This window comes from Paraflavisolibacter caeni (assembly GCF_025628885.1).
Lineage (GTDB): Bacteria > Bacteroidota > Bacteroidia > Chitinophagales > Chitinophagaceae > Flavisolibacter > Flavisolibacter caeni.
Genome location: NZ_JAOTIF010000023.1, coordinates 33,449 through 53,707 on the forward strand (window position 1 = coordinate 33,449; position 20,259 = coordinate 53,707).

General features: G+C 42.9%; 15 protein-coding genes. 11 read left to right on the forward strand and 4 right to left on the reverse strand.

Annotation, left to right across the window (positions count from 1 at the left end; translation table 11 throughout):
* Nucleotides 1–286: 286 nt before the first annotated feature.
* From OCK74_RS21665 to OCK74_RS21675, 3 genes are all read left to right on the forward strand, one after another.
* Nucleotides 287–3,679, forward strand: a complete 3,393-nt coding sequence (locus OCK74_RS21665) for a SusC/RagA family TonB-linked outer membrane protein (RefSeq protein WP_279299185.1) — start codon at nt 287–289, stop codon at nt 3,677–3,679.
* A gap of 20 nt (nt 3,680–3,699) precedes the next feature.
* Complete coding sequence (locus tag OCK74_RS21670) at nt 3,700–5,796, forward strand: RagB/SusD family nutrient uptake outer membrane protein (RefSeq protein WP_279299186.1); 2,097 nt, start codon at nt 3,700–3,702, stop codon at nt 5,794–5,796.
* Nucleotides 5,797–5,959: 163 nt separating this feature from the next.
* Nucleotides 5,960–7,600 carry a pectate lyase gene (locus OCK74_RS21675; protein ID WP_279299187.1) on the forward strand — a complete coding sequence of 547 codons (1,641 nt, stop codon included), beginning with the start codon at nt 5,960–5,962 and terminating at the stop codon, nt 7,598–7,600.
* Between the two features lie 79 nt (nt 7,601–7,679).
* Here OCK74_RS21675 and OCK74_RS21680 read toward each other — a convergent pair whose 3' ends face one another.
* The gene (locus OCK74_RS21680) at nt 7,680–9,215 is read right to left on the reverse strand and encodes a tail fiber domain-containing protein (RefSeq protein WP_279299188.1); all 1,536 of its coding nucleotides are present in this window, start codon (nt 9,213–9,215) and stop codon (nt 7,680–7,682) included.
* Nucleotides 9,216–9,521: 306 nt separating this feature from the next.
* On the opposite strand from OCK74_RS21680, the gene OCK74_RS21685 reads away from it, so the two are divergent.
* From OCK74_RS21685 to OCK74_RS21695, 3 genes are read left to right on the forward strand one after another with little or no spacing between them, the layout of a single operon-like run.
* The gene (locus tag OCK74_RS21685) at nt 9,522–9,962 is read left to right on the forward strand and encodes a helix-turn-helix domain-containing protein (RefSeq protein ID WP_279299189.1); all 441 of its coding nucleotides are present in this window, start codon (nt 9,522–9,524) and stop codon (nt 9,960–9,962) included.
* Nucleotides 9,963–9,967: 5 nt separating this feature from the next.
* Complete coding sequence (locus tag OCK74_RS21690) at nt 9,968–10,426, forward strand: hypothetical protein (RefSeq protein WP_279299190.1); 459 nt, start codon at nt 9,968–9,970, stop codon at nt 10,424–10,426.
* Complete coding sequence (locus OCK74_RS21695) at nt 10,423–11,664, forward strand: S41 family peptidase (RefSeq protein ID WP_279299191.1); 1,242 nt, start codon at nt 10,423–10,425, stop codon at nt 11,662–11,664. The genes OCK74_RS21690 and OCK74_RS21695 overlap by 4 nt, the downstream gene beginning before the upstream one ends.
* Nucleotides 11,665–11,702: 38 nt before the next feature.
* Here the strand turns inward: OCK74_RS21695 and OCK74_RS21700 are convergent, their stop codons facing one another.
* The gene (locus tag OCK74_RS21700; protein ID WP_279299192.1) at nt 11,703–12,398 is read right to left on the reverse strand and encodes a 3-keto-disaccharide hydrolase; all 696 of its coding nucleotides are present in this window, start codon (nt 12,396–12,398) and stop codon (nt 11,703–11,705) included.
* Nucleotides 12,399–12,558: 160 nt separating this feature from the next.
* Between OCK74_RS21700 and eat the strand changes: the two genes are divergently transcribed.
* From eat to OCK74_RS21725, 5 genes are read left to right on the forward strand one after another with little or no spacing between them, the layout of a single operon-like run.
* Entirely contained in the window at nt 12,559–13,935 is a 1,377-nt protein-coding gene (gene eat, locus OCK74_RS21705) for an ethanolamine permease (RefSeq protein WP_279299193.1), read from the forward strand.
* Nucleotides 13,922–15,292, forward strand: a complete 1,371-nt coding sequence (locus OCK74_RS21710) for a glutamine synthetase family protein (RefSeq protein ID WP_279299194.1) — start codon at nt 13,922–13,924, stop codon at nt 15,290–15,292. The genes eat and OCK74_RS21710 overlap by 14 nt, the downstream gene beginning before the upstream one ends.
* Nucleotides 15,293–15,301: 9 nt before the next feature.
* Nucleotides 15,302–16,450, forward strand: a complete 1,149-nt coding sequence (locus OCK74_RS21715; protein ID WP_279299195.1) for an iron-containing alcohol dehydrogenase — start codon at nt 15,302–15,304, stop codon at nt 16,448–16,450.
* Between the two features lie 11 nt (nt 16,451–16,461).
* The gene (locus OCK74_RS21720) at nt 16,462–17,175 is read left to right on the forward strand and encodes a gamma-glutamyl-gamma-aminobutyrate hydrolase family protein (protein ID WP_279299196.1); all 714 of its coding nucleotides are present in this window, start codon (nt 16,462–16,464) and stop codon (nt 17,173–17,175) included.
* Nucleotides 17,172–18,539, forward strand: a complete 1,368-nt coding sequence (locus OCK74_RS21725) for an aldehyde dehydrogenase family protein (protein ID WP_279299197.1) — start codon at nt 17,172–17,174, stop codon at nt 18,537–18,539. The genes OCK74_RS21720 and OCK74_RS21725 overlap by 4 nt, the downstream gene beginning before the upstream one ends.
* A gap of 13 nt (nt 18,540–18,552) precedes the next feature.
* Here the strand turns inward: OCK74_RS21725 and OCK74_RS21730 are convergent, their stop codons facing one another.
* Together OCK74_RS21730 and OCK74_RS21735 are read right to left on the reverse strand one after the other, a co-directional pair.
* On the reverse strand, nt 18,553–19,476 hold the full coding sequence (locus tag OCK74_RS21730) for a carbohydrate-binding protein (protein WP_279299198.1): 924 nt from the start codon (nt 19,474–19,476) through the stop codon (nt 18,553–18,555).
* A 110-nt stretch (nt 19,477–19,586) separates the two neighbouring features.
* The gene (locus OCK74_RS21735; protein WP_279299199.1) at nt 19,587–20,210 is read right to left on the reverse strand and encodes a class I SAM-dependent methyltransferase; all 624 of its coding nucleotides are present in this window, start codon (nt 20,208–20,210) and stop codon (nt 19,587–19,589) included.
* Nucleotides 20,211–20,259 lie beyond the last annotated feature (49 nt).

Consider the following 20,259-nt stretch of genomic DNA (forward strand, 5'->3'; position numbering starts at 1 on the left):
GGGGACTGGCATTTGATTTCGCCCGGAAACAAAAAAATGTGTTAACGATTACACTTTTTACTGCAAACGTTATCGGGAACGATTGCATAAATTTTTATAAAAGAAAGCAAAAAGCCAGATAATTTGTTATCCAATTATATGATTCAAGAGATGATTGCCGGTTAAGAAAACGATTGCATTCAGCGCTTATATGAAAATTGACAAGTATTGTTTGAATGCGGATTGTAATAGAATGGTTTGATCAGAAGTAAGATTCAATTTTTATATACAATTCAAACAACAACAAATGATGATTGCTTTGAGAAGGGCATCGTTACCCAAACGATGGAATCCCTGCACTGCTATTATTTTGGGTTGCTCACAGAAGATAACCCGTGTTTTACTCCTTTTTTTCCTGTTTCTATCTACTGTTTATGTTGCCAATGCCCAGTCGCAACAGGTGACTGGTAAAATCACCCAAGCCTCCGGGGAGCCGCTGGCAGGCGCTACTGTTGCTGAAAAGGGAGGTACTGCAAAGGCGCTCACAAAGGAGGATGGAAGTTTTTCCATTCAAGTTTCCAAGCCAAATTCATTATTGGTGATTTCATATGTAGGATATGTTTCCCAGGAGGTGAGGGCAAACAATACCTATGTATCAAGTGTTGTCATGCAACCAGTGGCTAACAGCATGGATGAAGTGGTGGTGATTGGATATGGCACCCAAAAGCGGAAGGATCTGACAGGATCTGTATCTTCTGTGTCAGGGAAAGACCTTGCTGCCGTTCCGGTTGCCAATGCCGCCCAGGCACTCCAGGGGAAACTACCAGGTGTAAACGTGACTTCACAAGATGGCCGTCCGGATGCCTCCATTTCCATTCGTGTACGGGGTGGTGGTTCTATTTCCCAAAGCAATGAGCCTCTTTACATTGTTGACGGATTTCCGGCTAGCTCTATCAACGACGTTCCGCCAAACCAGATCGAGAGCATCGATGTGCTGAAAGACGCTGCATCTACCGCCATTTATGGTGCGCGTGGTGCTAATGGCGTTATTATTATCACCACCAAGAGTGGCAAGGCTGGTAAGTTTACCATCAATTACGACAATTATTTTCAGTACAACCAGCCGACCAAGTACCTGGAAACAATGAATGCCTATAATTACATTGCTTACAACTGGGCATATGCTAAAGCCATCAATGATAACTATGCCAAGGCATGGGAAAAGTTGTGGGCTATAGGAAGCGAAGCCGCAACCTATAACAATGCGGAAGGTATTGACCATTACAAAAATGTATCTGCAACCAATTATTCAAAAGAAGCTTATAATGCTTCTTATTCTCAGAACCACAACCTGAGTATCAGTAATGGTAATGCTAAGACAAAATACATGTTGACGGCGAGCTATACGGATAATGACGGTATGAAGATCAACTCTTATTTCAAACGTGCCAATGCCTTTTTCAAGTTAGAGCAGAAACTGACCAATAAATTGACGCTTGGGTTTGATACACGCTTTACAAATTTCGAGCGGATGAGTAATGAGGGAACTACCAATGGTAGAGGTTCCATTCTCTCTTCAGCTTATCAATTCAGGCCTATAGCTACTGCTGATGTTTTAGGTGAATTGGATGATACTAAAAACACGCAACTTGGCTTGTATGACCGGGTATTGCAAGACCAGTTTAACCCCGTTGCATTGATGGAGGATTATGAGCCTCTGGAACGCAGGAGATTCCTGCGTTCCAATGTGTCATTATCCTGGAATATTATCAAAGGGTTGACGGCAAGATCTGAATTTGGGTATAATATGTACTGGCACAGAGGGAAGGCTTGGTCAGGTGCCGTATACAACAACTACCTGGATGCTGCTGGAAATAAAACTTATGCGGGTAATGCTGCCCTGGAAAGTGCTGAAGGCTGGGGATTGCGTTGGGTAAATACCTTGAATTACCAGATTGCAAACCTGGGTAAAGACCATGACCTGAGTGTGACTGCAGGACAGGAAGTGAATAACTCAGATGGAGAAAGCTTTAGCATCTGGGGTAACAAATACCCTGTTTCATTTGATAAAGAGCGTGCTTTCGCTATGATGAACCAATATCTTGCCAGCACCACTACGGTAAACTATGGTTATAGTTCAGATGTTGCAACGCCTAACAGGTTAACCTCTTATTTTGGCCGTGCGAATTATACCCTGAAGGATAAATATCTGTTTACAGCTACCTTACGTGCGGATGCTTCTTCCCGTTTTGCTCCTAGTAACCGCTGGGCCTATTTCCCGGCTGCTGCTATCGGCTGGCGTATGACAGATGAGGACTTCCTGAAGGATGTTCGGTGGCTTGATAACCTGAAATTGCGCGCTTCTTATGGTGAAGTAGGTAATGATGGTATCGGCCCCAACCTTTGGAAATCACAATGGAGCTCAGATGGACTGACAAGATATTCCATCAATGAAGCCCAACAGTCTTCATACTCTCCTCAATCCACCATGCCCAATCCCAATTTGAAATGGGAAACAACAGTTACCCGCAATGTTGGCGTAGACTTCTCCTTCCTGAACAGAAGAATCAATGGTACGCTTGACGTATATAAAAACTCAACTAAGGACCTTTTGATGCTGACTTCTCTCAGGCCTGAAACCGGCTTCTCCGGAATGTATGAAAATATAGGAAGTACCAGCAACAGAGGGGTTGAATTGGCATTAAGTGGTGATATCGTTCATCAGAAAGATTTCAACCTGACTGCCAGCATTAATATCAGTGTCAACAGAGGAAGAGTTGAGGAATTGGCTCCTGGTGTGAATGGCCTTTACAAATCACAATGGGGTTCTACTATGACCCAGCCCAATACAGGGGATTACATTCTCCAGGTTGGCAAGCCCGTTGGGCAGGTGAGAGGATATACATATGATGGCTGGTATTCAGTTGATGATTTTGACTATGCGAACGGTATCTATACTTTGAAAAAAGGTGTTGCTGATATCGGTTCGGGTATCATCGGAACAGTTTACGGAACTACTGCCAATAAGCCTGGCGGACAAGTGGCTTATCCTGGTGTGATCAAGTTCAAGGATACTAATGGAGATGGTATTGTGAATGAGAGTGATGTAACCATTATTGGAGACATGAATCCCAAACATACAGGCGGGTTCAATCTGAATTCTTCTTATAAGAATATAGATTTCGCCATGAACTTCAACTGGAGTTATGGCAACAAGGTATACAATGCCAATTACCTGGCTGCCTTCTACGGAAGCAAAGAAGATGGCTTGTACAAAAACCGCCTGGATTATTTATCAACTTCTTACAAAATATACGATATACAAAATGGGCAAATCGTAAAAGTGACAGATCCTGCAGCTTTAAATGCCTTGAACGCTAATGCAACTACATTCCTTCCTTATCATGAAAATCCTGTTGTATCAACTATGGGTATCCAGGACGGATCGTTCCTGCGTTTGAATACGGTGACTTTGGGATATACTTTGCCTGAAGGACTGATCCAAAAAATGAAGATAAATAAGTTGCGCGTTTATGCATCAATATTCAATGCATTGACTCTTACAAAGTATAAAGGCCTGGATCCTGAAGTGAATACAAATACCGGCCAGGGTGGTGCACAATATCCAACTGTTGGACTTGACTGGGGTGCTTATCCGCGCGCGAGGTCATTTACTGCAGGTTTAAATGTTGAATTTTAATTAGTTTCAAATTGATTGCAATGAAAAGGATTATCTATATAATGTTAGGAGCCATGGTGTTGGCCAATTCATCATGCAAGAAAAGCTTTTTGGATGTACAGTCACCTTCATCTGTCGACGAGGACTTTGTGTTTTCTTCTACTAGTGAAACGCAGAAGGTGTTAGCTGGTGTTTATAATTCATGGCGGGATGGTAACAACGGGATGTTTTATGACATCGATGTAGTAGGCTCTGATGCTGAATCTCATCCTGAAAGTTATGACGCTCAAACCCGGCATATTCCTGAGGGATTGTATGCAACTGAACTGGCCATTAATTATTCAAGTTCAAGTAGTGAATATGCCAATATGTATAAAGTGGCCAGCCGTGCCAATATCATTATGGAAGCCATCGCTGAAAAGCAGGAGTATAAGGATGCGGTTGCTGCAGGCAAGGCTAATGACTGGACCCAGATGTATGGAGAGGCCGCCGTTTTCCGTGCTTTCGCCTATCATAACCTGATCCGTTATTTTGGCGATGTTCCCTACCTGCCTGCTTCTGTCCATTCTGCAAGCGAGGCAGATAGCGCTAAGCTAACTTCCCGCGATATCATCTATGATGGTGAAATAGCAAACCTGATCAAAGTGGAACCCCTGATGTACCGTTTGGGACAAGGTGGCATCAGTGCAGAAAGATTTTCAAGAACCTTTGCCCAGGGGCTGATTGGTAAAATGGCTCTGTATGCAGGTGGATACAGTCTGCGCCGTACAGACTTTACTTATCCTGGTGTTACTTTCACACAGATTGGTACTGAAAAGTGGAATGCAAAGTATGTTCGCCGTACAGATTATAAGAAGTACTATGAAATTGCCAAAACATACCTGAAGGCTTGTATTGAAAACCCTGGTTCTGCGATGCTGATCACCCAGGATTCGCGCGGTGCTGGTTATGGAAATCCTTTCCAGATGAACTTCCAGTACAACATGAACTTAATGGTGAGTCCAGAATCATTGTTTGAAATAGGTGAAACACAAGGCCAGTTCTCAGAACGTCCATACGCATTCGGGCGTCCTTCCGGTGGTGGCGGTGCAAACGCCTATCCCTGTAAATCGTACGGCCAGAGCCGCATGTATCCTGTTTTCTATTATGGGGATTTTGATCCCAAAGATTTGCGCAGGGATGTGACTGTTACTGTTTCTGCTAATTCGGGCAGTGCTTCAGAAAAGCTGATCAGCTTTGCTCCTGGTTCCCGTGATTTGGGTGGATTGCCAAATAACAAGTGGGATGAAAGCCGTATGCAAAATCCATGGACGGCTAGTCAGCGTCAATCTGGTGTGAACTGGCCAATGATGCGTATGGCAGATGTGATCCTGATGCTGTCGGAAGTTTATGCTGAATTGGGCGATGAGGGTTCTGCTAAAGCTGAATTGAGAAAAGTACGCAGCCGTGCTTTTGCTACAGCTGACCAGACAACAAAAGTGGATGCCTATATCAACGCCCTGTCTGGTGACGCACTGAAAGAAGCCATTCTGGAGGAACGTAAACTGGAATTAGCAGGTGAAGGCATGCGTCGTGAAGACCTCATCAGAAATGGAAAACTGCCAGAGAAAATCAAGCTTCTGCGCGATAGGCAAAAAGCTATGGTGGCTGGCTTAAAAACAAATGGATATTACACCTTCCCTAACGGTAATACCATCTCCAGTTACATTTATGTAAAAGCGGTAAATGTTGCCGACCTGGGAATGACTAAAATGTTGACTTCACAATGTACTGTAGCTGAAACAGATCCTACTTATCCTGTTCGATTCCCAAGCTGGCGCGGTAACTGTGACTTGTGGACTACGATTGGAACAGCCACTTCCGGAAACCGGAATCTCGCCATCAAGGGGTTGTTTAATTATATTGATCCCAATGGAGTAGAGGCTGCTGCTTTAGTGGCCCAGGGTTATAAAAAGACAGACTGGGGTGTTAACATTGTAAAGTATGAAGATCATTATACCAATAATATCTTCAAAGGATATCCGGATGCATATTATAGCGCCGGTGTTCCACCCCGCTATTTAATGCCTTTGGCTTCAGAGATTATCGCTAAGTCAAATGGACTGGTTACGAATGGTTATGGTTTTGCACAACAATAAAGTTTAAATGGTGAATGAGTTTCATTCACCATTTACTTTTAATGCCGTTTCGTTACATTTGATTCATTAATTAAACGGCATTTTTTCTTTCCTGTTTTTATCATTTACGATTGCCGATTGCTTCATGCGTATTAGATTCTATCAACTTATATACGTATAGGCCATGAAATATTTTACTTTCTTTCGCGCACTGCCTTTAATTGTTTTTCTCTTTACTACAACAGTAAACGCTCAACCCGACAAATTGGCTAAAGAAGCCGAACAAGCTATGCTCCGAGCCACAAAGTATATGGTGGAAGAAGTGAGCACCAATGGCGGCTATGTATGGTACTATTTGCCCGATCTCTCCCGCCGTTGGGGCGAGATGGAAGCATATAAGACCATGATATGGACACAAGATGCCGGAACGGTAGGTATGGGACATATATTTTTAGATGCTTACCGGGCGACAGGCAATGAATACTATTACCAGGCTGCGGAGAAGGCTGCTGCTGCTTTGATATGGGGACAAAGCGATGCAGGCGGCTGGAATTACATGATAGATTTTGCCGGTGACAGATCTCTGAAAAAATGGTACAGCACCATTGGTAAAAATGGCTGGAGACTGGAAGAGTTTCAACATTATTATGGCAACGATACTTTTGATGATGATGTGACCTCCAATGCCGCCCGTTTCCTGTTAAGGATTTACCTTGAGAAGCTGGACCCTAAATACAAACCTGCGCTTGATAAAGCCATTAATTTCATTATAAAGAGCCAGTATCCATTAGGAGGATGGCCCCAACGCTATCCTTTGAAATATGATTTCAGTAAAAAGGGACATCCTGATTATTCTTCCTTTTATACTTTCAATGATGATGTGACCTGGGAGAATGTGAATTTCCTCATTCAATGTTATTTGACTTTGGGAGAAGAGCGTTTTCTTGATCCTATCAATCGGGGAATGAACTTCTATGTCATCTCACAGCATGGGAGTGGCGGTTGGGGACAACAATACAACATGGCCATGGAACCCACCAGTGCGCGTACCTATGAACCTGCTGCGTTGTTACCATCAACTACTTTTGGCAATGCCATGTTGCTGCTCCGGTTCTACCAGTATACTGGCGACCTGAAATACCTCGCACATGTACCCGATGCTATACGTTGGCTGGAAAAAAGCTGCCTTCCGGAACAAATGACGGAAAACGGCAGGTACACACATCCTACCTTTATTGATGTGGCATCAGGAAAGCCGGTTTTTGTGCATCGTACTGGCTCTAATGTCAATTATGGATACTATTATGTGGACAGTATCGACAATAAACTATTGTCACATTATGGTGGTAAAACAATAATCAATATCGAAAGGCTAAAAGAAGAATATAACAGGATCAGTGCCCTATCTACTGAAGAGGCTACAAAGAATTCTCCTATTAAAGCAGGTAACTTTAAGGAGGAAGGTTTACCTCAGAATTTTTATCAATTGAACAGGGGCACTTCATTTTTCACTGAGTTGCCTGCTGATACGAAAGTAAAGCAGGTGATTGATGCGCTGGATAGTCATCATCGCTGGTTGGTGAAGCATGCAATGGTCTCTAATCCATACATTGGAGATGGCGAAAATAGAACATTGACAGACGAATTTGCATCCGTCAATGCAGGGGACAAAACAGATACATCTCCCTTTAGGGATCCATCAGACCAGCTATATATTTCAACGCAGGAATATGCAAGAAATATGACCTTACTGATCAATTACCTGAAGTCTGCTAAAGAAAAGAAACCGTTGGGGAAAAAGGATATGGTGGCAAGTGGGAAATAATAAATATTCCACATCTTCAAAGGAATCGAACATTCCAAGGGCTGATGAAGATGTGGAACATTTTTGTGTACGGGGTTTTTCAACGTATTACTGTCATTTTTTTAGTGTCTCTTATTGAATTATCTACAATCAGCGAGTAATTATAAACGCCTTTTGCGAGCGCAGAAACATCCACATTAATTACGCCTGAAGCAGAAAGCTGTACCACCTTTATTTGCCGTCCCAGGGCATCTGAAATAAGCAGTTGTGCTGTTTTACTTCCTTCAGGAATTGAATACGAAATCAATGCAGTGCCTTTTACCGGATTGGGACTCACATCACCTAACTTAGCATTGTTTACATTAGTGCCGATGTTTAGACCATTGGACAGCTTATAAACCAGTTGTTCCAATTTTTCGATACGGTTTTGCTGTTCAGTAATGACTTGTTGTTGTTCTTGCATGGCTTTGACCATGATAGGAATCAATTCTGTGTAGTTCAGCGCTTTGAAGTTAATAATCTCTCCCTTACTTTCCTGTACTGGCGGCTGAGGTGTGCCAGTTGTACTAGTTCCTTCTTTTGCCTGCTGCGGTATTCTGCCGGGATCGAACTCCGCATCTGCTACTAAGTCGGGAAGTATCTGTTCTACATCCTGGGCTATTAGTCCAAAGTGTTTTCCCTGTGGTAAGTTCATCAATTTATAGTTACCATCCTGGCGGAACTTATAGCTCTTGGGCTTGAGTTGGTTGATAACGTCCATTGCATTACTTACATCTACGATATCTTCTTTCAGATTTCGATCAGAGCTGGTATAGCCACCAGAGCTGTAAACTCTGCCAGCAAAATAACCTGCATAAGAACTGCTATTGCCAGTATAGGCATATAAGCCAATAGATTGAGAGGAAATAGCGCCAACTGCATAGGCACTAGCCCCTGAAACGTTTCCCCGAACACCGAAAGTGTTACCTATACCATCAACTCCTATCCAGCTACTAGAGCCATATACACCACGACCATTACTGGTAGAGCCACTATTATTAACGCCATAAACACCGTAGCCACCGGCACTCGTAGCGACACCATAAACCCCATAATTGCCTGCATACCCATAAACGCCTATATTAGGACAAATGCCTTCAACTGCCGTGCCGCCTGAATAGGTGTTATATCCATAAATACTAGGGGTATAATTACTACTGTTGCCAAAAATCGCAGTGCCTGTCCCTCCCTCCACATGCAGTTTATAGGAAGGTGTAGCAGTACCAATGCCTACACTGCCCACTACATACAATCCATTAGCAGGGCCAGCAGTAGCAGTACCTATAGACACCCCACCATTGGTGCCCACAATGAGTTTTGTTGAACCGTTTATCTGTGCCCGGAAAGGACTGGTACTGGCAGCGCTGTTGACGGTGAATTTGGAAGTGGTGCCGGTTGAACCAATGGCCCAGTTGCCTCCATTGGTAATGCGCCCCCGTTCGGTATTATTGGTCTTGAAGATAAGGGAAAAGTTGGTGTTGGTACCCAAGGAGCCATTGGCAGCAAGGCTATTGCCACCATTCACCCAGTTTTGGGCACTTGGTTCGATAATGCCGATACAAGCTGTACCTAAAAGCAGAAATAGATGTTTTTTCATGGTTGTAGCTTTTATAGTGAAAAATTGCTTTGTTGCTGACGCGGCTCATTCAAAGGAGTTGGAATAGTACAAAGGGCAGGTGATAAAAAATAGAGTTTTGCTTAAGTAGGGAGCGGTATTATGTGGAAGCATTCTTCCTCTAAGGTAAAGGCATTTATTAAACATTATTTTTATAAGATGTCGTAGAATTTTTGTATAATAAGTACGTAGGTATACTGTGGAGCTATTCAATGAAAATGAATCCTCATCTTACTCGGCAGCAGCCCTCACTATAAGAACCCTTAGCTTTGTCTAACAGATTCAACTATGCGAACCAACGATCAACCATACAACACATCTGAATACTGGATGGAGTTCATTCAAAATGAATTGTCGCTTCATGTGAAGAAGTATATGGATGAAAAAAAAATGAACCAATCGCAACTGGCCACAGAACTGGGTGTCAACAAAAGTTTTATAGCACAGGTGCTGAAAGGAAAATTCAATTATACGCTTAGTAAGCTCATTGATTTTTCCCTAGCCGTAGGTCTTGTGCCCAATATTCAATTCAAATCAATAAATGATTACCTTCTTCATAAAGAAAACAAGCGCCTTAAACGTGAAATCAATCTTACAGGAAATCAATACCTGGTTATGAAAACCGGGAAAACTAAACTGTCATTGCAGGGAAATTTGAGTGGTATAACCGTTGCCCTGGATGCGCACCAGGTGAATACAATAACACCCTCTGAAACCAAAATCGCTTAATAGTTATGGCGAAAAGAAAAGGAAGCAAACCATTCCAGATATCAATAAAGAAAGTAAAACAATTAAGCTTTGGTATAGATGAAAGTGTCGAAGTGCCAGATGCTGATGATCTCAATGTGCTCATAGAGCAAAACCTTTCTTTTTCAACAAAGGATGATATCCTCTTCTTGCTGTTGAACATTACCTTTTCATCCAAATCGACAGATAGAATATTGATGAATGGTATTGTGCAGAATATATTTGTCATCAAAGATTTGAAAAGAATGGTGGATCCAAAGAAACCTGATGTTATCAATATTCCGGATAACATTCTATCCACCCTATTGAGTATTTCTATTGCTCATAGCCGTGCTTTGTTGGCGCAAAGTGCTATGGGCACTGCATTCCAGGATATTTATATTCCCCTGGTCAATCCCGAACAGGTAGTCAAAGAATTGTTTAACCAAGATGTATACGGAATATGAGAATTTCTATGTTGCTGCTCATGATTGCTTTGCTATACTTTACCTCGCATGCACAGCAATGGACCAAGGAGCAGTATACAAAAGATTTTGACTATTTCCTGAATACGATCAAAGAAGATTATTGCTACTGGGATAAAAAGCAAACAGATTGGGAAAAAGTGAAAGCTATATATATACCCGCATTAGATACAATTACCGCCAAAGGCGGTTTTGTTTTGCTGATGGAAAAGCTTTTTTACGAGTTGTACGATCATCATGCTTCATTAAATACGAATACGGCAGCATCACAAAGGTTAGTTCCTTCCGGCACAGATCTGTGGGCAGAATACATCAATGGCAAACCTGTCATTACAGAAGTAAGAAGAGACTTTGGAGCATACAAGGCGGGATTAAAAGCAGGCATGGAGTTGCATGCCTTTAATGATGTGCCCATAGAGCAAGCTATTCAACCCTTCCTGGGCAAATCCCTGAAGACGGTTACACCTGAAGCTAAAAGTTATGCTCTAAGAGTGTTATTAGCCGGAACGCATCTTGGGAACAGAAAGGTTTCCGTAAAAGATAAGGGTATGCTCTATGATTTTTATCCTGACCAGCCTGTGAACCTGCTTGAAGAGCACCGTTATGAGGGGAATTTAGCCGTCAGGTCATACGGTGATATTGGTTACCTAAAAATCAATAACAGTCTTGGGGATAATAACGTTATAGTATCCTTTGATTCAGCATTGAATAGCCTGATGCATACAAGAGCCCTGATCGTAGACCTTAGGGAAACGCCCAGCGGCGGCAATACAACAGTGGCCAGGGCTATCCTTGGAAGATTCATTACAAAAGAAATGTTTTATCAAAAGCATGAACTTACTGCGGAACAACGGCAGTATGGGGTGAAAAGGAGCTGGGTAGAAATCGTCTCTCCAAGGGCGGCCCTTTATAGCAAGCCTTTGATTGTATTAGTGGATCACTGGACAGGAAGTGTAGGGGAGGGGATCGCTATTGGTTTTGATGCACTGCAAAGAGCAACAGTAATGGGAACAAAAATGGCTGGACTAAATGGCGCTAATTATTCTTATACGATGCCGAATACAGGCATAGGTTTTTCCTTTCCTGTGGAAAAGATCTTTCATGTGAATGGCAGGCCGAGAGAAGACTTTCTGCCGAAAGTTCTTGTGAAACTTTCTGACAACCATGCCACTAATGATGTAATCTTAGAGATGGCATTACAACAATTGAAAAAGCCTTAACGCTCCTGGTCAATGATGAATAGAGCAAGAGGCATAGTTTATTTTGAAATGGCTGTAATGGGAGTTAATTCCAATTTACGGAACTCCACCTCAGATCCTTCTGCCTGCACCGCAATATGGCCCTTTTGAGCTGTCGCATTATAGCCGTAATTCACCAGTTCTCCATTGACCCAAACCTTTATCGTATCCTTTAGGCATTCAATGGTCATGGTGTTCCATTGTCCAAGTGGTTTTTCCGAGCCGTCAGTCAGATTAAGGATGCGGCGCTCTTTGCCCTCTGTAATGCCCCAGTTTTCTTTAGGTCCCCGCCGCTTTTCCATATCAGGTACGGTGATGTCTTCCACAATACACCAGAAGTCTCCTGCATCCTGGTGCATCATCTGTACTTCTATGGATTTGGGAAACATTTTATAAAGTGCACGTGGGGTGGAAGCATGTACCAAAATGCCACAGTTGCCCGGTTCGCCAGCAAAGCGATACTCCGTTTGCAGCCGGTAATTTTGGTAGACAGCATCGGTGACCAGGTGACCATTAGGTTTTCCCAGGCTTACAAGCATGCCATTCCTGACGATAAACGGGTTTTTGGCTGCGGAATTGGTATCCATTTCCGGAACATCTACGTGCCATCCGGTCAAATCTTTACCATTAAATAGGCTATAGGATTGTTGTTGCTTATGGACAGCACAGGATAAAAAAGTGAACAGGGTGATCGTACTAAGAAGCAAATTTTTCATCAAAGAAATCCATTGTTTTAACCTGGGTAAAAGTGGATGTATGTATTGAAAAGATAATCCAATTGTAGCTCTTCTAAAAGTTTTAGTGTAAATTCAAAGTGTGACATAACATCGGATAGGTAAATGATCGCTGTTTTTTAAGCCATTAAAACTTTTCAGATTGTCTCAGACATCAAACGAATTGAAACGGACACTGACACCAATCATGTTGTGGGGGTTGGGTGTGGGCTATGTCATTTCGGGCATGTATTTCGGCTGGAACCTTGGTTTAGAAAAAGGAGGCACACTGGGTTTAGCCATTGCTACTTTCTTTATTACGGCGATGTACATCACGTTCACTTTCAGCTATACGGAACTGGCCTGCGCCATCCCAAAAGCAGGCGGTGCCTTTGATTATGCCAACCGTGCTTTGGGAAAAGAATTGGGCTTTATTGCCGGCATGGCACAGAACATTGAGTTTATCTTTGCCCCACCGGCCATAGCATTCGCCATAGGAGCTTACTTCAACTTATTTTTTCCTCAAATACCCATACTGGCCATAGCTATCTTCAGTTATGTTGTTTTTACAGCATTGAACGTGTATGGAGTAAAAGCTGCGGCAACCTTTGAGTTGGTTATCACCATCCTGGCTGTTGGAGAGTTGTTGCTGTTCACAGGCGTTAGCCTGCCACACTTTAAAATGGAAAACCTGCAGCATAATGCATTTCCCAATGGATGGCAGGGCGTGTTTGCAGCGATTCCGTTTGCTATTTGGTTTTTCCTTGCCATTGAAGGTGTTGCCAACGTTGCAGAAGAAGCCCTGCATCCGCAACGTACCATTTTAAAGGGTTTTGGTTCGGCTATCCTAACGCTGGTTATTTTATGCATTCTTGTGTTTATAAGTTCTATAGGCGTGGCAGGATGGGAGAAAATCGTATTTAAAAGCGATGGGAGTATGTCCGACTCTCCTTTGCCAATGGCCCTGGAGCAGATTGTGGGTAATAACAACATGCTCTACCACCTATTGATCACAGTAGGTTTGTTTGGATTGATTGCCTCCTTCCATGGCATAATCCTGGCAGCAGGCCGGTCAAGTTACGAGTTTGGAAAAGTAAGATTTGCTCCTGCCTTCCTGGGAAAAGTGCACAAGAAGTTTCAAACACCATCCAATGCACTACTGGTGAATATGTGCGTCGGGATCGTTGCCTTACTTACCGGGAAAACATCAGAGATCATCACTATCTCCGTGTTTGGTGCACTTACCCTTTATATCATTTCCATGATCGCCCTGCTGCGCCTAAGAAAGAAAGAGCCACAGATGAACCGTCCATTCAAGGTTCCGCTTTATCCATTGTTCCCAGTTACAGCTTTAGTCATTGCAGTTTTTTCATTCGTTGCTATGACTGTATACAATACAAGGCTGGCTGTGATCTTTTTCCTGATCCTGGGCGGTGGTTATTTCGTTTTCAAATTATTGAATCGCCAAGCTGTTCAAAGTGTCACTGAAATGGATCAACATACTGTAGAAGACAAAAATATTCAAAGTGAATACTCCTGATATGACCATCAACGAGATCATAGAATACATTAAAAGTCATCCTTTAGGAAAAGTAAAGATTGCCTTTACTGATATCGATGGCATTTTACGTGGGAAATATATTTCATCTGAAAAGTTTATTTCAGTTGTAGAAAGTGGAACCGGCTTTTGTGATGTGATCTTTGGGTGGGATGCCAATGATGCCGCCTATGATAATGCGGAATTCACTGGTTGGCATACGGGCTATCCGGATGCACCTGCAAGAATTGATACCACTACGTTCAGAAAGATCCCCTGGGAATATGACGTACCCTTCTTTTTAGGTGAGTTGATCAACAAGAATGGTGAGCCTGCTTATGTCTGCCCAAGACAACTCATGAAAAAGGTTTTGAAACAAGCTGAGTCAATGGGGTTTATTCCGTATTTCTCCCAGGAATTTGAATGGTACAACTTTGAAGAAACACCACAAAGCGTAAGCGACAAACAATATAAAGATCTGAAGCCGCTGACGCCGGGTATGTTTGGCTATTCCATCTTGCGCAGTTCATTGAAGAACGACTTCTTTACAGAGCTCTTTGATCTGCTCAAAAAGTTCAATGTTCCATTGGAGGGATTACATACAGAAACTGGCCCAGGTACCTATGAAGCCGCCATCGCTTTTAGCGGATTGCAGGAGGCTGCAGACAGGGCAACGTTGTTCAAATCGGCAGTAAAAGAAATTGCCTACAGAAACGGGATCATGGCCACATTTATGGCAAAGGTAAGTGAGCATCTTCCGGGCTGTGGCGGACATGTACATCAGAGCCTTTGTGATGGAGAGAACAACAATCTCTTTTATGAAGATCAAGATGCGCAGAAGATAAGTGCTTTGATGAAAAGCTACATTGCCGGGCAGTTGTATTGTTTGCCCCATATACTGCCCATGTTTGCCCCAACCATCAACAGTTATAAGAGATTAGTGGAAGGTGCCTGGGCACCTACTACCCTTACCTGGGGCATAGACAACAGGACGGTAGCGCTCCGGGTTTTGGCAGGAAGTAAAAAGTCGTGCCGGTTGGAAACAAGAGTGATAGGTTCTGATGTAAATCCCTACCTGGCCATGGCTGCTTGTTTAGCGAGTGGTCTTTACGGTATCAAAAATGGGATGGAATTAAAGCAACCTGTAACGATTGGTAATGGTTACAGAGATTACAGCAACGGGACACTGCCACGTACATTGGATGAGGCTACGCAGTTGATGAAACAATCTGATGTAGCAAATGAAATTCTCGGGGAACAATTTACTGCACATTTTACCCAAACCCGTGAATGGGAGTGGCGACAACATTTAAAGGCTGTAACTGACTGGGAGTATAAAAGATATTTTGAAATCATTTAAAGATGCTGCATGACATTCGATAGTATATACCAGTATAACTTTCCGACTACCATCCGCTTCGGAGTAGGGGCCAGCAAAGAGCTTGGTGATTACCTGATAAAAAATAAGCTATCAAATCCCTTGTTGGTTACAGATTCCACTGTAGCACAGCTCTCATTTTTTAAAGACATCATCTGCAACTTTGAAAAGAAAAATATTTCCGTAGAAGTATTTTCTGAGATCCATAAAAACCCGCTGAAGTCAGATGTCTACAAGGGCACAGAGGTATATGATGGAACAAGGCGGGATGCCATCGTTGGTATTGGTGGTGGGGCTGCACTGGACGTAGCAAGGGCCATTGTGCTGAGGATAAATCATCGCGAAGATTTATTTACTTACGACGATCTGATAGGAGGTGATGTTTATGTGACCAACGAGGTGCCTCATTTTATCACGATTCCCACAACGGCAGGAACAGGAAGTGAAGTAGGAAGAAGCGCAATTATTGCAGATGATGAAACAAAGCAGAAAAAAATATTGTTCTCTCCTAAGCTGATGGCGAAGATCGTTTTTGCAGATCCTGTGCTCACAATGGAGCTTCCGGCTCCTATTACGGCGGCCACTGGCATGGATGCGCTGACACATAATATGGAAGCTTACCTGGCAAAAATGCCTCATCCTATTTGTGAAGGCATTGCCCTTCAGGGGATTGCTTTGATCAGCCAATCGCTGGAAAAGGCAGTTAAAGACCCTGACCTTGACTCGCGCGGCAAAATGCTGATCGCTTCCATGATGGGCGCAATTGCTTTTCAAAAAGGATTGGGTGTGGTGCATTCCCTGGCGCATCCCCTTTCTTCCCTGCTGGATACGCATCATGGCCTGGCCAATGCGATCAATATTCCTTATGGGATGCAATTTAACATCGCCGGATTTGAAGACAGATTTAAATATATAGCGAGAAGCCTTGAGTTGAAAGAAGAAAGCGGTGAAGCGGTAGTGGATTATTTGTTTGACCTGAATGCCAGAATAGGTATTCCTCATCAATTAAGAGCCATTGGTGTGAAAGAAGACCATATAGAAACGCTGGCTGACCTGGCCTTTGCCGATTTCGCTCACCCCAATAATCCAAAACCTGTTACGAGAGCGGATTTCCGGCAACTCTATTTGAAAGCTTTATAAATACAATAGAAATGAAAATTGCTTTATTATACCCGGATTCTGATAAAAAACACGAGGAATATGCCAGGTGGTTAAAAGGGGATGATGACCTGGAAGTGGTAAAGTTATCAGCTGCAGACAGTAACCTGCACGAAATAGCGAGTTGTGATGGGGTTGTTTTAAGTGGAGGAATAGATCTTCATCCAAAGAACTATGAAAATTTCCGGACAGATTATCCGAACGCACCCAGCAAATTTGATGTTAAAAGAGATGAATTCGAAGCAGGTGCATTTGTGATGGCCCAGGAGAAGAATTTACCTGTATTGGGTATTTGCAGAGGGATGCAGTTGATCAATTGCATGATGAATGGTACACTGAAACAAGACCTGGGTGAAGAGTTGAACAGTACGCACTGGGATGACCCAGCAAATGATAAAATACATGAAGTAAAGGTTGAAAGAAATACGCTGCTTTATGAATTGGTCCAATCCGATTTTTCTGAAGTTAATAGCGCTCACCACCAGGCAATTGAAAAGCTAGGTAAAGGCCTTCGTGTGAATTGCACCGCTGCTGATGGAACTATTGAAGGATTTGAATGGGCTGATGCTTCCGGCAAGCCATTCCTTTTGTGCGTTCAATGGCATCCTGAACGGATGTATCAATTCAAATTGGAGAACTCTCCTTTATCCAAGGGTATCCGTAGCCTGTTTATCGAAGCAATGAAAAAGTCAGGAGGTGGTCAATGAAAATTATTAATCCAGCCACAGAAGAATTGATCACTGAAGTTCAGGAAGACTCCTATGACTCAGTAGATGAAAAGTTTAGGCTGCTCCAGGCAGCACAACCCGCCTGGCAGGAAGTTGCTTTAGAAAAAAGGATAGAAGTGCTCAAGCGTTTCGCCCTTCTCCTGGATCAACATAATGAGCAACTGGCAGTCGTGTTGACTTCTGAAGTAGGGAAGCCTTTGCAGCAGTCGCGTAACGAGATCGCAGGGGCGCGAAAGAGGATCCAATGGCTAACGGCTCATGCATTGAAATACCTGTCCGATGAAGTGATGTATACAGAAAATGGACTGGAAGAAAAGATAGCCTATGAACCGTTGGGCATCATCTGTAATATCTCTGCCTGGAACTATCCTTACCTAGTAGGCGTCAATGTTTTTGTGCCGGCTTTGCTGGCCGGGAATGCAGTGATGTATAAGCCGTCAGAATACGCAACATTGACCGGGATAGAAATCGAAAAACTGCTGAAAGAAGCAGGCGTACCTGCAGATGTATTTCATGTGGCCTTAGGTGCAAAAGAAACAGGGGCGTTGTTGTTGGAGCTTCCTTTTGATGGATACTTCTTTACTGGTTCCTATAAAACAGGGCAATATATTTATGAAAGAGTAGCTCCGAAAATGGTGCCCTGCCAGTGTGAATTAGGGGGCAAGGATCCCTTGTACGTGGCAGATGATGTTGCTGATATCAAAGCTGTAGCTGCCAGTACTGCTGATGGTGCATTTTATAACAACGGGCAAAGTTGTTGTGCTGTTGAAAGAATTTATGTTCATGAAAACGTATATGATCAATATGTGGATGAATTTATCAAAGAAGTAAGATCATGGAAGATTGGTTTGCCAAAAGAAGGCGGTGTATATATTGGCCCTTTGACCCGAAAGGATCAATTGAATGTACTGATGGAACAGGTTAAGGATGCTTTACAAAAAGATGCAGCCCTGCTCACTGGTGGCAAGCCGATAGAACGTAAGGGCTATTATTTTGAGCCAACTGTTTTAACCAATGTAAACCATGACATGAAGGTGATGAAAGAAGAGTCCTTTGGACCGATCATTGGCATTATGAAAGTGCATAGTGATGATGAAGCCGTTGAATTGATGAAAGATACAGAATACGGGTTGACGGCTTCTGTATACAGCAGTGACAAAGCCAGGGCAGAAAAAGTGTTGAAGCAGATCAATGCAGGAACCGGTTATTGGAATTGCTGCGACCGGGTAAGTGCAGCCCTGCCCTGGAGTGGTAGGAAACATTCAGGCTTTGGAACCACACTTTCACATGCCGGCCTGCAGGCTTTTGTAAAGCCTAAAGCGTATCATTTAAAAACCTCATAACAGTTGAAATTCGTTATGGTAGTTTGCTGATTTGAACATCATCAGCGTAAAAATAGGGTGTCAATAAAACGTTACGCCAGCCAAGATTGTCGATATTAGCCCCATTAGATCCAGTGGATGTCAGCTTGATCTTATTTGAACCCGAAGCTAAATGAACTGTATCCGAAACCGTTGACCAATTCGTCCAGCTGCCAGTTGGAGGAAAAGACAGTGTTGTGTTGACCACTACATTGTTCACTTCAAATTTTAGAGGGCGATCAGCAGTAGAGCCATTCGCATAACGGAATTGGAGCACAACAGAACCAGAGTCAACTTTGTTAAAAGTCCATTCAATATAGTCGTCGGTGCTGTTGATGAAATCAACGAAGCCTGTACCGGTAAAACCTGCACGATCAGCGGCGACTACAGCCTTGTTTAATACTGCAGATTCGGCTTCTAGAATAGTGGTGCGTTGTTGGATTGTATCAGGCGAGGCATTGATGCATAAAAACCCAACTTTAGCAGTGCCGCCGGTTACTTTGAAGTTAACCGCGTTCAATGGTAAAGGATAACTGCTATCAGGATATGCTTGCTGAATTGGGGCTGAAATAACCTCGCCGCCACCATCAGCCCATAAATACATACCTATGCCGGAGGCTTTTCCATAAACTGAGAAAGCGTAATTGCCATCTGGCAGATTTTGAACGGTCTGGGTAATGGTTCCATTCCAGGGCGTAAAAGGTGCAGAAAATTGTAAACCATATTGACCTGATTTCGCAGCTATAGAAGTGGGGGTAAAACCTCCGGAAGTTCCAACCTGCCATCCTTTCAGGGAGTCTTCAAAACCTGGATTCTTCAATTGTTCTGGTGTTTTTTGTTCAGAAGAATCATCCTTGCTACAAGAAGAAACAAGCGTTAAAATAAAGCACAGGAATGCGGCTTGTGTAATGATTTTCATTTTGGTGTGTTAAGGGTTAAGGAAATGAAAGGTTATCGATCTTCGTTAACCTATAGTTAGCGCAGGTAAAATAAAAAAATTAGAATAGAATTAAAAGCTTTTAGGAAGAATTATTTAGTATTACCAGTTCGCCTGAAGCTGCAAAACAGAAAGTTTTGTGCTGTATTAAACGGAGTAATGTGATCTTCTGTAATGCACCGGATCTTAGTAAAAACTGGTTGAAGCTCTTTGGTCAAATCTTGCTCATTATATTGTTTGATCTGAAGGCCGCTACATTTTTGTGGGCCATTGGAAGAAAAGGTGCAGATGATCATATAACTGTTCACCGCAGATTTTGCAATATCCAGGTACTTACTCACCTTTTCAGGGGTTGTAAGGAAATGAAAAGTAGCACGGTCATGCCATATGTCATAAGTACGCTCTGGTTTAAACTCAGTTATATCACTTACGACCCATTTTACCTGGAGCGCTCGCTCGCCCAGGCGATCTTTTGCACGTTGTAGTGCATGTTCAGAAATGTCCAGTACCGTAATATCATCAAAGCCTTCGGCCAGAAGATAATCTACCAGTTTACTATCACCTCCACCAATATCTATGATCTTTGCAGTTTTTGGCAAGTTAAAGCTGTGGATGAACTGAAGAGAGGTGGTTGGTATCTCCTGTGTCCAGCTCAATTCATTGGGTAACTTCGTCTCGTATATTTTTTCCCAGTGCGCTTTTGAATGATTACTCATGTAGTAAAGGTCTGGAATTAAAGAAACCTGTTTCGTGACCTTTATCACG

Bases quoted from the DNA above. Each gene is read 5' to 3' on its own strand.
- OCK74_RS21665 (WP_279299185.1), top strand. From the start codon at position 287: ATGATGATTGCTTTGAGAAGGGCATCGTTACCCAAACGATGGAATCCC.
- OCK74_RS21670 (WP_279299186.1), top strand. From the start codon at position 3,700: ATGAAAAGGATTATCTATATAATGTTAGGAGCCATGGTGTTGGCCAAT.
- OCK74_RS21675 (WP_279299187.1), top strand. From the start codon at position 5,960: ATGAAATATTTTACTTTCTTTCGCGCACTGCCTTTAATTGTTTTTCTC.
- OCK74_RS21680 (WP_279299188.1), bottom strand. From the start codon at position 9,215: ATGAAAAAACATCTATTTCTGCTTTTAGGTACAGCTTGTATCGGCATT.
- OCK74_RS21685 (WP_279299189.1), top strand. From the start codon at position 9,522: ATGCGAACCAACGATCAACCATACAACACATCTGAATACTGGATGGAG.
- OCK74_RS21690 (WP_279299190.1), top strand. From the start codon at position 9,968: ATGGCGAAAAGAAAAGGAAGCAAACCATTCCAGATATCAATAAAGAAA.
- OCK74_RS21695 (WP_279299191.1), top strand. From the start codon at position 10,423: ATGAGAATTTCTATGTTGCTGCTCATGATTGCTTTGCTATACTTTACC.
- OCK74_RS21700 (WP_279299192.1), bottom strand. From the start codon at position 12,398: ATGAAAAATTTGCTTCTTAGTACGATCACCCTGTTCACTTTTTTATCC.
- OCK74_RS21715 (WP_279299195.1), top strand. From the start codon at position 15,302: ATGACATTCGATAGTATATACCAGTATAACTTTCCGACTACCATCCGC.
- OCK74_RS21720 (WP_279299196.1), top strand. From the start codon at position 16,462: ATGAAAATTGCTTTATTATACCCGGATTCTGATAAAAAACACGAGGAA.
- OCK74_RS21725 (WP_279299197.1), top strand. From the start codon at position 17,172: ATGAAAATTATTAATCCAGCCACAGAAGAATTGATCACTGAAGTTCAG.
- OCK74_RS21730 (WP_279299198.1), bottom strand. From the start codon at position 19,476: ATGAAAATCATTACACAAGCCGCATTCCTGTGCTTTATTTTAACGCTT.
- OCK74_RS21735 (WP_279299199.1), bottom strand. From the start codon at position 20,210: ATGAGTAATCATTCAAAAGCGCACTGGGAAAAAATATACGAGACGAAG.